Origin of the sequence: Halalkalibaculum sp. DA384 (assembly GCF_043951955.1) — a bacterium.
In the GTDB taxonomy this organism is placed as follows: domain Bacteria; phylum Bacteroidota; class Rhodothermia; order Balneolales; family Balneolaceae; genus JAMQKA01.
Window position 1 is genome coordinate 1 of sequence record NZ_JBINJE010000057.1, and the last position, 12030, is coordinate 12030.

At 55.9% G+C, this 12030-nt stretch carries 12 protein-coding genes; all 12 read right to left on the reverse strand.

Translation table 11 applies throughout. The features are described 5' to 3' along the window. Positions 1 to 275 precede the first annotated feature (275 nt). The 12 genes from ACG2E4_RS17785 to ACG2E4_RS17840 all read right to left on the reverse strand — a co-directional run bounded on the left by ACG2E4_RS17785 (position 276) and on the right by ACG2E4_RS17840 (position 11398). Positions 276 to 1166 carry a F0F1 ATP synthase subunit gamma gene (locus ACG2E4_RS17785; RefSeq protein WP_395277430.1) on the reverse strand — a complete coding sequence of 297 codons (891 nt, stop codon included), beginning with the start codon at positions 1164 to 1166 and terminating at the stop codon, positions 276 to 278. Next, positions 1153 to 2706, reverse strand: coding sequence for an alternate F1F0 ATPase, F1 subunit alpha (locus ACG2E4_RS17790; protein ID WP_395277431.1), 1554 nt, complete (start codon positions 2704 to 2706; stop codon positions 1153 to 1155). Before ACG2E4_RS17790 ends, ACG2E4_RS17785 begins: the two co-directional genes overlap by 14 nt. 25 nt (positions 2707 to 2731) lie before the next feature. After that, positions 2732 to 3538, reverse strand: a complete 807-nt coding sequence (locus ACG2E4_RS17795; RefSeq protein ID WP_395262424.1) for a hypothetical protein — start codon at positions 3536 to 3538, stop codon at positions 2732 to 2734. After that, positions 3513 to 3791 (reverse strand): F0F1 ATP synthase subunit C, encoded by a 279-nt coding sequence (locus tag ACG2E4_RS17800; protein ID WP_395262425.1) that lies wholly within the window; start codon positions 3789 to 3791, stop codon positions 3513 to 3515. The genes ACG2E4_RS17795 and ACG2E4_RS17800 overlap by 26 nt, the downstream gene beginning before the upstream one ends. Positions 3792 to 3793: 2 nt before the next feature. Then, positions 3794 to 4555 (reverse strand): F0F1 ATP synthase subunit A, encoded by a 762-nt coding sequence (locus tag ACG2E4_RS17805; protein WP_395277432.1) that lies wholly within the window; start codon positions 4553 to 4555, stop codon positions 3794 to 3796. Continuing rightward, the gene (locus ACG2E4_RS17810) at positions 4545 to 4856 is read right to left on the reverse strand and encodes an ATP synthase subunit I (RefSeq protein ID WP_395262427.1); all 312 of its coding nucleotides are present in this window, start codon (positions 4854 to 4856) and stop codon (positions 4545 to 4547) included. Before ACG2E4_RS17810 ends, ACG2E4_RS17805 begins: the two co-directional genes overlap by 11 nt. Before the next feature lie 331 nt (positions 4857 to 5187). Further along, positions 5188 to 5505 (reverse strand): AtpZ/AtpI family protein, encoded by a 318-nt coding sequence (locus ACG2E4_RS17815; protein WP_395262428.1) that lies wholly within the window; start codon positions 5503 to 5505, stop codon positions 5188 to 5190. A 2-nt stretch (positions 5506 to 5507) separates the two neighbouring features. Next, positions 5508 to 5918, reverse strand: a complete 411-nt coding sequence (locus ACG2E4_RS17820; protein ID WP_395262429.1) for a F0F1 ATP synthase subunit epsilon — start codon at positions 5916 to 5918, stop codon at positions 5508 to 5510. Next, entirely contained in the window at positions 5915 to 7366 is a 1452-nt protein-coding gene (gene atpD / locus ACG2E4_RS17825; protein ID WP_395277433.1) for a F0F1 ATP synthase subunit beta, read from the reverse strand. Before atpD ends, ACG2E4_RS17820 begins: the two co-directional genes overlap by 4 nt. After that, positions 7359 to 9773, reverse strand: a complete 2415-nt coding sequence (gene ppsA, locus ACG2E4_RS17830; protein ID WP_395277434.1) for a phosphoenolpyruvate synthase — start codon at positions 9771 to 9773, stop codon at positions 7359 to 7361. The genes atpD and ppsA overlap by 8 nt, the downstream gene beginning before the upstream one ends. A 202-nt stretch (positions 9774 to 9975) precedes the next feature. Further along, positions 9976 to 10740, reverse strand: a complete 765-nt coding sequence (locus ACG2E4_RS17835) for a glucose 1-dehydrogenase (protein WP_395277435.1) — start codon at positions 10738 to 10740, stop codon at positions 9976 to 9978. A 208-nt stretch (positions 10741 to 10948) separates the two neighbouring features. After that, complete coding sequence (locus ACG2E4_RS17840) at positions 10949 to 11398, reverse strand: Hsp20/alpha crystallin family protein (RefSeq protein ID WP_395277436.1); 450 nt, start codon at positions 11396 to 11398, stop codon at positions 10949 to 10951. Positions 11399 to 12030 lie beyond the last annotated feature (632 nt).

The window sequence follows — 12030 nt, forward strand, 5'->3', positions numbered from 1 at the left end:
GGTTCCCCCTTGTGGCAGTTATGATGGAAAAGCGGTAAATGATGTTCGAAGGGGGTGCAGGGGGATGTTCAGTGAGGAATGAAAAATGAAGAATTTCGAAGGGGGAGCTCGTATAAACGGGTTATAGCACCATGCCCAAGACCGGAAGAATTTCTGTCTGACGAGGGGCGGGCGATGAACCTAAACAGCGGCAACAAACGAACTCCGCCCCGAGGAGTTAAATTCTTCTTGAGTTTTTGGTTCCTTTTGGGTCAAGCCAAAAGGGACACCGGTCCTTATGGAGTTTCTTCGGCTGAAAGTACTTCAAATCCCGCCATGATGTCGATGATCTCTTCGGTGATGTCGCTCTGTCTTTTTTGATGGTAGTCCCTGTTCAGTGTTGATAGGTGTTCTTCGATCTTCTGTTCGGCTACCTGCATCGATTCCAGCCGGCTCCCCTGCTCGCTGGAGAGAGATTCGGCGAATGACTTGTATATCGAGACAAAGATATATTGCCGCAGCAGCTGGGAGAGCAGCTCTTCGGAGGCCATGGAGTAGGTCGGCAGCTGGTTGGTGGGCCACGGCCGACTTTGTATCGACTCCAGCCAGTCGCGATCGATAGGCAACACCTGGTGCCGCACCGGGATGAAGCTGGATTGCGAGACGGGCCGGTTGTTGAAAAGGATGATCTTCTGGTAGCGGTCTCCCGTATACCAGCGCTCCAGCATCAGCACCAGCTCCTCTACCCGCTCGCTGATGGCGGAAACCGAGTTCGGCACCTCAACGATCTTGTCCGGCTCCAACCCGTGGTTTTGGAGTGTCGAGGCGATCCGGTAGCCCATGGTTACCATTTTTGACGGCGGATCTTCCAGCCCCTCCTCCAGGCGCTCTTTGACGTAGGAGGCCAGCACCTGGTTAAACTGCCCGCACATCGGCTGCCCGGAACCAAATATGATCATGACCGACTGCTTTTCGGTGCTGTGGAGCGCTTCCTCCATCAGTCCCCGGTGCTTCCGAAACAGGATCTGCAATCCCCGTTCCACGGTGTCGAAATACTGGCGGACCGCCCCGGCGGCTTCCTCGTACTGCCGGATGCTGACGGCCGCCAGCACTTTCATCGTCTTTACGATAGAGAGCAGGTCTTTTGAGCTTTTTATTTTTCGCTTGACTGCTTCAATCCGCTGCATAATCGGCCTCCTTCTTTTCGCGATGAATCAGCGAGTCTGTCGCCTCTTTCGCCACCCGCAGCAGCTGTTCACGGTCTTCATCCTGCAGGTGCTCTCCGCGCTCGATGCGGCCGGCCACCCTCTCCAGCTCCCTGTTTGCGGCGGCCCGTATCATCCGTTTGGCTTCCGGGATGTCATCCAGCGCAATGTCGTCCAGCACGCCCTCATTCACCGCCAGCAGCTCGGCGACCTGTTCCGTTACGGTCATCGGACTGTATTGCGGCTGCTTTATCACCTCCCGCACCCTCCGCCCCCGCTCGATGATCTTGCGGGAAGACTCGTCCATGCGGGCGCTGAAGCGCGAAAAGGTCTCCAGCTCCTGGAACTGGGAGTAGGATAGCTTAAGGTTCTTCGACAGGTGGCGGTAATAGGGAAGCTGGGCCGCGCCGCCGACCCGCGAGACCGAGAGCCCGATGTCGATCGCCGGCAGGATGTCCCGCTGGAAAAGCTGGGGAGAGAGATAGATCTGGCCGTCAGTTATGGAGATCAGGTTTGTGGGGATGAAGGCCGACATGTTCTGGGACTGGGTCTCGATGATCGGAAACGCCGTAAGGGAGCCGCCGCCGTGCTCCTCTTTCAGCGGGGTCGCCCGTTCCAGCAGCCGGGCGTGGATGTAGAAGATATCGCCCGGGTATGCCTCCCGTCCAGGCGGGCGGCGCAGCAGCAGCGCCAGCTGGCGGTAGGCGCGCGCGTGCCAGGTCAGGTCGTCATACACCACCAGCACGTCGCGGCCCCGCTCCATAAAGTATTCCCCGATACTCGTAGCGGCGTAGGGGGCTACAAACTGGATACCGGCCGGCGTATCCGCGCTGGCGGAGACCACAATGGAGTAGTCCATCGCACCAGCCCCCTCCAGGTCGGCGATCACCTTGGCTATTGCCGCATTCTGCTTGCCGATGGCGCAGTAGATGCAGATGACATCTTTGTCGCGCTGGTTGATGATCGTATCCACTGCGATGGCGGTCTTGCCGGTTTGGCGGTCGCCCAGGATCAGCTCCCGCTGTCCCCTGCCGATCGGAATCAGGGCATCGATCGTCTTTATGCCGGTCTGCAGCGGTGTCTCCACTTTTGCGCGGTGCATAATTGGCGGCGCCGGGCGCTCCACAGGCAGCCGTGTGCGAGAGTAGATGGGACCCTTGTCATCGAGCGGCCGTCCGAGCGGATCGAGCACCCGGCCCAACAGCTGCTCTCCCACCGGAAGGTCGAGCACGCGCCGTGTGCGGCGGACCTCATCTCCTGCCTGTATCGCCTCTCCTTCGTCCAGCAGGATGACCCCGACCTCTTTCTCGTCCAGGTTGTATGCCATCCCCATGACGCCGTGGGGAAAGGCCAGCAGCTCATCGGCTTTTACGGTGGGGAGTCCATCGACCACGGCGATGCCTTCCCCGGTATTCAGGACGGTCCCTGTTTCGTCAAACCGCAGTCCCTGCGGGCTCTTCCCGATCTGCTCCTGTATCAGGTCGAAAGTGGACCGGATGATGGTTGAGTAGTTTTGGGGCATTGGTTGTTGGTTTTTGGATTTCGGTTTACTGGATCTTTTCCTGCGTGTTTTGACGAAATGCCTCTTCCATGCCGTCGCGCAGGCGGGCTATGTAACTGTTTAGATTCCAGCCGGCCCGCCACCCGCCGGCCCGTATTTCAATGCCGAAGCCCAGCTGGGGCGATACTTCGAAACGGGTTTCCACGTGCGCGGCCACTTTCTCCTGCAGGATCTCCACGATCTGTTGTTTTTGCGTTTCTGCGACTTCAAAACTGCTCTTCACAAGAACCAGTCCCTCCCCGTAGTCGAGGGCCGAGATGACCAGCTTTTTGCTCTCCTCCCTCCCGATCGAGGCCAGTTCCCCGATAAAAAGCTCTACCACCTGCTTCTCAAGATCCCTTGTCGACAGGTCAGCCAGGATCTCCCGCACCAGTTCTATAATCCGGTCTCCGGCTTCGGCCTGCAGTTCCTGAAAGAAGGCCTGTTGCTCTCCTTCCAGCGCTTCTGTCCACCGGCGCTGCATCGCCTCCACTTCATTGCGCACTTCCGCGGTCATCTGCTGCTTTTTCTGCTCTACCTCCTCTTTTGCCTGTTGCAACATGTTTTCCTTTTCGCGATCAAGGTCCCTCAGCTTCTGCTGGTATTCCGACTCCTTTTCGCGGGCTTCCACCATCTTGAGACGCGCCTCTTCCAAACGACCGGCCATTTCCTCCTCCCTCCGGTCCATCGCCGCGATAATCGGCCGATACAGAAATCGCCTCAGCAGAACCAGCAGAATCAAAAAATTGACGATCTGTGCAACGAATGTGAAGCCGTCGATCTGCATATCAGCCCCCCGCCATGTTGATAACATAATCCCAAAACGGGTTCGCAAATATCAGGATAAGCGCCACTACAAAACAGTAGATGGCGGTTGACTCCACCATCGCCAGTCCAACGAACAGCGTCCGCGTGATGGTGGCCGATTCGTCGGGTTGCTGGGCGATAGCGGTCAGGGCCTGGGCCAGGGCTTTTCCTTCTCCCAGGGCGGGGCCTATTGATCCAACTGCGATTGTAGCACCCGATACGATAATCGATATCATTCCGATGGTTGTTATAGCGTCCATGGTTAAACCTCTGACTGGTTGTCGTTATTTCTATTTTTTAATGTGGATGAAGATGATTGCAATTCTCTTGAACTTTGACTTGACGCTGATTCCGGGCCCGCCCTCTGCCCGGAGGCGATATAGACCAGCGCCAGGATGGCAAAGACATAGGCCTGTATGACGCCGATCAGCAAGCCGAACGCCTGCATGGCGACCGGAAAGAAGAGAGGTGCCAGGCTGAGCAGGATGGCGACAATCAGGCTGCCGCTCATGATGTTGCCGAACAGCCGTATCGCCAGGGCTACGGTGCGGGAGATCTCCCCGATAATATTGAACGGCAGCATAAAGGGAGTCGGCTTGATATATTGGCGGAGATATCCTTTGATCCCCTGCCGCATGATCCCGAAGACCGGGACGGCAAAGAACACGAGGGTAGCCAGCGCGGACGCCGTTGAGAGGGAGGCGGTCGGCGCGGTAACCCCGGGGACTACATCGATCATGTTGGAGACCACGATAAACAGGAAAAGGGTGCCGATAAACGGCAGGTAACGGTCTGGCTGCTGCCGGCTGGCTTCCCGGATCTGTTCGCGGATCAGCGTCACAGTCGCCTCCAGCAGGTGCTGCCAGCGGCTGATCGAGGTCCCGGCCCCGGGATCGATGCGGGCGGTCACCAGCCGGGCTCCCATTGCAAGCAGAACGATCACGACCCAGGTATATACCAGTGTGGCGTTGATCTGGATAAATGCCCATTCGAAGTATATAATATTGTCGGGATTAAATTCCATCGGTTTTCTCAAGTGTCTGGTTTGTATTGAGATCAGCCAGTCCCCATTTTCGCACTACGAAAAAGCGGGTGAGGATAAATCCGAGGAGTCCGGTTGCCAGCATCGGCCATCCCGACAACAGCAACAGGTAGAATCCCCCCATCACCGCCAGCGACCGTATGACGAAGCTTAGCAGCAGCACCCGGTAGGGGTCCCGACGAGTGGTCATCTGCCGGACAGTCCACCACAACCCGTAAAAGTACCCGTAGCCCAACACGCTGCCCGCGATCAGTGCCGGTATCAAGTAAAGGAGATTGCTCATGGTTTTGTAGGTTTTTGGTTGTTGCTTTTTTTGGATTTTTATCTCGTCTTTCTCTGTTCATTTTTTGTGCGGACAAAAAACGAACCCAAAAAACCGCCGCCGGAGGATTCCTTCGCCTGGCGACATTTCGCTGCGACTAAAAAGAACCCCAGATATTCCCCGGGATTGCCCTTCCTCCGGGTAATGCTTTTCGACACGTCCTGCTTTTCATTGTTTCTACTGCAGGGGTTCTTTCGTCACGCCTTCGCTGCATTTTGCCGGACGGCTCAGGAATCGCAAGGGCGGTGTAGAGTTGGGAATTTCAATTGGTGACATGGTTTGATTGTCCGGATTAAGCGTTTATTGTTTCCTCCCCGTTTTCACTTTCTTTTTTGATCCAGTACCACGCGTTCATGCAGCCGAGGCCGACGCCCAGCACGAGCAGCATCAGCGTCCAGGAGTAGCCGGATTCCCAGGTTTGGTCGATCCAGACGCCGAGCGCCAGCAACAGCAATGCAGGCACGGTTACCGACCAGCCCACCAGCCCGAACATGCCGAGCCCGAACCAGATGCCCCGCTTTTTCTCCTGCTGCGCTTTTGCCCTGCGGTCTGACTTTTCCGCCACCTTCAGGGCGAACTCCTCGCGCTCGCTGTCAGCCTTTTTGCCCATTGTCAGCTCCTGTTTCGCTGTTCATTCATCTCCACAAAGCGACGAATAAAGTCCGCCTCCAGCTGGTTCATCGCCATGCTGATCTCCTCTTCCTTGCGATCGGTCTGCCGGAATCGATCGCGGACCTCTTTCTCCAGCATTTCCAGGTTGTTACCTTCCACGGCATCGCGGACGGAGACCATCACGTCAAGCCCGCATTTCACCAATATGCCTTTGTCTACCGCCACATAGTGCTCCTCCTGCTCCTTCGTGTAGGTCAGTATCCCGGGAACGAGTCCGGCCAGGTAGTCGACATGGCGCGGCAACAGGCCAAAAAAGCCGTTCCCGGCCTCTGCCACCACTTTATCCGCCTTCGAATGGAGCACCAGTCGATCGGGCGTCCATATTCGCAGTGTCATCCTGTTCTCGCTCATCCGTAACTTCTCCTTATCTCATCAAGTTTGCCGATCATGTAAAATTCCTGTTCTTCAGCCTCGGGATAGCGGTCGGCCAGTATATCTTCGCACCCGGAAAGGGCCTCTTCCAAACTCACGAGAACGCCCTCCTTGCCGGTAAACCGTTCGGTTACCGCAAACGGCTGCGTAAAAAATCGTTCCAGCCGGCGGGCCCGGTGCACCAGCTGTTGATCCTCACGCGAAAGCTCCTCCATCCCCAGCATGGCGATAATATCTTTGAGGTCGTCGTAGTGGGCCAGCGTCTCCTTCACCTGGCGGGCGACCTTGTAGTGCCGTTCGCCGACCACGGTGGGTGAAAGCATTTTTGAACCGGACTGCAGCAGGTCCACCGCCGGGTAGAAACCGTGGCTGGCGCGCTCCCGGGAGAGCACGATGAAGGAGGAGAGGTGCGAAAAGGTGTGGGTGATGGCGGGATCGGTAAAATCATCGGCGGGCACGTAGACCGCCTGCACCGAGGTTATTGAGCCGTTGCGGGTGTTGCAGATCCGTTCCTCCATTTCCGCCAGCTCCGACCCCAGCGTGGGCTGGTACCCCATGCGGGACGTAATTTTGCCCATCAGTCCCGATACCTCCGAACCGGCCTGTACGAATCGAAAAATATTGTCGATCAGCAGCAGGATGTCCATCCGCTCCTGGTCCCGGAAATATTCGGCCATGGTGAGGGCGGTCTTGCCCACCCTGAACCGGGCGCCCGGCGGCTCATTCATCTGCCCGAACACCAGCACGGTGTTGTCGAGCACGCCGGCTTCGCGGATTTCGCGGTAGAGCTCTTCAGCCTCGCGCGACCGCTCCCCGATACCGCAAAACAGGCTGACGCCCTCGTAGTGTGCCACCATATTCTGGATAAGCTCCATAATCAGGACCGTTTTACCGACGCCCGCTCCCCCGAACATGCCCGCCTTGCCCCCCTTCTCCAGCGGGGCCAGCAGGTCGATCGCCTTGATGCCGGTATGCAGTATCTCCTGCGATGCGACCTGCTGTGCCAGGGGCACCGGGGCCTGGTCTATCGATCTCCACACGGCGGAGTTGACCGGCGGTTGCTCATCGACCGGTTCCCCGAACATATTCAACGCCCGTCCCAGCAGCGCTTTGCCCACCGGCACCTTCACCGGCTCCCCGGTATCGACGACTTCGGTGCCGCGGGAAAGTCCCCTGGTGGATGTCAGGGCCAGGCAGCGCACTTTTGCATGGTCGAGATGCGATACCACCTCCAGCACAACCGGGGCGGCATCTTCATCCGGGGCGGCCGCCAAAAGCTTGTGCTGTATTTCGGGCAGCCCCTCTTCAAAACGGATATCCAGCACGCTTCCCCTGATCCTGCGGATCACGCCCCGCAGGCCCGTTGACTTTTTTTGGGGATGCCCGTTTGTCAGTGACTGTAGCTGTTTCTCGGTGAAGTCATACATGCAGCTGGGATGTTTTTTGTTCGGCTTCTGATATGTACCGGATCACGTTGACGACACTGTCGGGATTCAGGGATATCGAGTCGATTCCGGCTTCAACGAGGAAGGCAGCATACCCGGGGTCATCGCTCGGAGCCTGCCCGCAGAAGCCGACCTTCCGGTTCACCGCATGGGCGCGGCGGATAATCTCCGATATCGCCTTTTTGACGGCCGGGTTGTGTTCATCAAACAGGTACGCCAGGTCCGACGAGTCGCGGTCGACGCCCAGGATGAGCTGCGTCAGATCATTGGAACCGATGGAAAACCCGTCGAAGTGGCGGGCGAACTCCTCCAGCAGGATAAAGTTGGAGGGTATTTCGCACATCATGTACACCTCAAACCCGTGCCGGCCCCGCTCCAGTCCGTTGGCTTTCATCTCGTCCAGCACCCATACCGCTTCCTCGGGGGTGCGGCAGAACGGTATCATGACTACAACATTCTCAAGACCGATCTCCTCGCGCACTCTCCGAAGGGCGCGGCATTCCAGGGCAAAGCCTTCCCGGTAGTTTTCACTGTAGTAGCGGGAGGCACCGCGCCAGCCCAGCATGGGATTCTCCTCGTCAGGCTCAAACGCCTGCCCGCCCACCAGTCCGGCGTACTCGTTGGTTTTGAAGTCGCTGGTACGCACAATTACGGGATTGGGGTATTGCGAGGCGGCGATCCGGGCGATCCCCTCCGAGAGCCTATCCACGAAATAGTCCTGCTTTTTTTTATAACCTTTGGTCAGCTTGCGGATCTTCTCCCGGTCACTTTCACGGATCACCTTGTCAAAATGGACCAGCGCCATCGGGTGTATCTTGATGTGATTGCCGATGATAAACTCCATCCGCGCCAGTCCCACGCCACTGACGGGAAAACGCCACCACTTGAACGCAGAGTCGGGGGTTGCCAGGTTCAGCATAATCTGCGTTTTGCAATCCGGAACCTGGTCAAGGTTGATCTCATTGATGTCATAATCCAGGTATCCTTCAAAGATCGCCCCCTCTTCTCCCTCTGCGCATGAGAGGGTAATCTTCATGCCGTCGAGAAGGACCTTGGTGCCGGTCTTCGTCCCCACAATGGCGGGAATTCCCAGCTCCCTGCTGACGATGGCGGCGTGGCAGGTGCGCCCCCCGAAATCCGTTATGATGCCGGATACATTTTTCATGGCCGGCACCCAGTCGGGTTCGGTCATCTGCGTAACCAGGATACATCCGTGGTCCATATTCCGGAGATCCGAAATATGGTCTGCCCTGCAGACGCTGCCGTGTACAATTGAACTGCCGATACTTTGCCCGGTCAGCACCGGTTTCCGGGCGTGCTTTTTCATGGAGTAGGACTTGAATACCGGCCCTTGATCAGCAGAGTGGACCGTTTCGGGGCGCGCCTGTACAATAAAAAGCCGGGCGGTCTTTTCGTCCTTGACCCACTCGATATCCATCGGGCGGTCGTAGTGGTTTTCTATGGTAACCGCCCACTTTGCGAGCTGGATAATCTCCTCATCGTCCAGAACAAAACTGGCCTGCTCTTCGGGCGTGGTAACCACGCTTTTGGTCAACCCGTTCTCCTCGGAACTGTAGATCATCTTCTGCTCCTTGCTGCCCAGCTTTTTGTGCAGAATCGGTTTGACGTCCTTTTCCGGGCGGTCGAGCAGCGGCTTAAACACGGTATACTGGTCCGGATTCACCGTTCCCTGCACCACATGCTCTCCCAGTCCCCAGGCGGCGTTGATGAGGACGGTATTCGGGAATCCGCTCTCGGTATCAATGGTGAACATGACGCCGGAGCCTGAATTGTCGGCCTTTACCATCTTTTGAACCCCGATGGAGAGAGCTACGGCCAGATGGTCAAATCCTTTCTCCTCGCGATATGAGATCGCACGGTCGGTAAACAGGGATGCGAAGCAGCGCCTGCACACTTTCAACAGCTCATCTTCTCCCCGGACATTCAGGTAGGTCTCCTGCAGTCCCGCAAAGCTGGCAGTCGGCAGATCCTCGGCGGTGGCGCTGCTCCGTACCGCCACATCGGCATGTTCAGTGTCATATTTTTCAGAGAGCTGCCGGTACGCCTCTTTCAACCTTTCGGCCAGCGGTATCGGGAAGATCCCCTTGCCGATCATTTTCCGGATACCGAGTCCCGTTTCCTCCAGTTTAACCTCCCCGTTTCGGAACTGTTCAATCTCTTTACGAATCGGCTCTTCCAGGTCATTGGCAGCGAGGAACAGCCGGTAGGCTGCGGCAGTCGTTGCAAAACCGTCCGGCACATTTACTCCGAGCGGAACCAGGTTTTTAAGCATCTCTCCGAGCGAGGCGTTCTTGCCTCCCACTTCCCCGACATCTTCCATACCGACGTCGGCAAACCATTTGATCAGGGTGTCATTATCTCTTTCCATGCGACCTCCATCTACAGCTAGTCAATATGTTTCTTAGGTATACTTTGTCAATCCATTAATTTTAATTTGCCCCATCCCGGTATTTCTGCGAATACGAACTCCTCTTTTACAATTTTTACAATGATCCAACCTGCGGTCTCACACTCGCTCTGGGATTGACCCCGGACAAAATTCCTGCTTCCTCAGCGCTCCCTTTCATGCCTTATCTCGCCGTGTAGCCGCCGTCCACCATCAGCGCGTGACCGGTGACAAACGAAGAACGCGAAGAGGCGAGCCACACCACCGCTTCCGCAATCTCTTCGGGTGTTCCCAGCCGACCCACGGGGTGCAGCGCAATGGTGGCCTCTTTGGTTTCCTCATCGGTTGTAATTCCCGCCTGTTCCAGCATCGGAGTATCGATAAATGCGGGGCAAATGGCGTTAATGCGGATCTTATCCTCCGCATATTCCAGGGCCGCCGTTTTTGTCAGGCCGATCAGCCCGTGCTTGGAGGCGGTGTATGCAGCGGCTTGGGCAAAGCCGACCTTCCCGAGGATAGAGGAGATATTGATGATCGATCCCTCCCCTGTTTCGAGCATGGCGGGTATTTCATATTTCATGCAGAGCCACTGGCCTTTCAGGTTCACATTTATGACCTGGTCCCACTCCTCTTCGGTATATTCGGCCGTCGATTTCATTGCGCCCCCGATGCCCGCGTTATTGCAGGCGATATCCAGTCGCCCAAATGTCTTTAGCGCCTGCCGTACCATGTTGTCTACCTGGTCGGGCCGGGCGATATCCGTTTTCATCGACACGCCATCGACATCCTCCTGCTCGATCAGCGCCAGCGTTTTTGCAAGCTCTTGCTGGTTTATATCGGCAACCAGGATGTTTGCACCCTCTTTCGCCAGCGCCACGGCTGTTGCCCTTCCTATACCTGTGGCTGCACCCGTTACAATAGCCACCTTGTTTTTTAGGATCCTGGTCATAATATCACTCCTCTATATCCTGTATCCTGTTCATTATTATTTCAAAAGGCGTTGCAGAACCTTTCTCATGTTCGGCTGTTGCCATTAAATGAGATGAGGGTAGTTGCTACGCCCTTCGCTTGTTACCCCGCCGTATTTGGTTGAACCTCGAAATGGGAAAGGAGCTCATTCAGAGTCTCCCTTCCCTGAACTCTACTCTAATGAGCCGTCACTCGATTTTGACGGTCTTTGGCTTGCTCTCTTCCGTTTTCTTTAAATTGATGGTCAGCACGCCATCAATGTACCGGGCCTTGATATCATCTTCTTTGACTGCATTGGGAAGCGTAAAAGAGCGGACAAAATTGCCGTAATAGCGCTCCTGGCGCATATAGTTCTCTTTCTCCTCTTTCTCTTCCCTTTTGCGTTCGCCGCTGATGGTGAGCCGGTTGTCTTTGAAGCTGATATTGACATCCTCCCTGGGAATACCGGGCAGGTCCACACGGATAATATATTCCCCCTCCGTTTCCACCATGTCGGTATTGGGTGCCCATACATCGAAACCATTGCCCTCTGCCTGCCTTTTCCAGGAAAACGGTACCATTTCGTCAAACAGGTGATCCATCTCTCTGCGCAGTTCTTCGATCGGGGACGTTTCTGATCTTCTTGTTAGTAATCTCATAACGTTGAACCTCCATTTGTTCAAGCTTTTCAGTTATCGACTGCGTGATTTTATATCACGCTTGTACATAATTAATTACGCTATTTACCGGCCGGGCGCTTGACATAAGATCCTTGGAATGGATGTAAGTGTTTGGGGAGCGGAGAGTATAAGGGATTTCCCTACGAGGGTGGGAATTATGAATTAAGAATTAGAAATGATGAATTTCGAAGGGGTAATCGTATGAACGTGTCAAGCAATTGTTCCGATACCGGAAGAAGTGCTGTCTGACGAGGGAGCGAGCTACAAAATATACAACCTGGTCTTTCCCGGCCTTGAATGGGGCGCGGAGGCCGAAGCAGGCGGGGGTGGATGCCCTGCCGGTGAAAGTTTTGATAGCGGGCAACTTGCGGGACGGACCATCAACATCCACGCCTGCACAGGCGGCAGCGGGTGCCCCATTCACCGCCTTGATCTTTTGGTTCCTTTTGTATTAAGACAAAAGGGACACCTCGGTTGGGGAAACAGTCTCCTGTTTCACATTCAGGCTCCTTATCCTCCTTCCTTGTTCATTTTTTGTACGGCCAAAAAACGAACCAAAAAAGCCGCTGGGGAATGGTAGATGTTCCCCTTACCAGCTCGTTCCCGGCCGG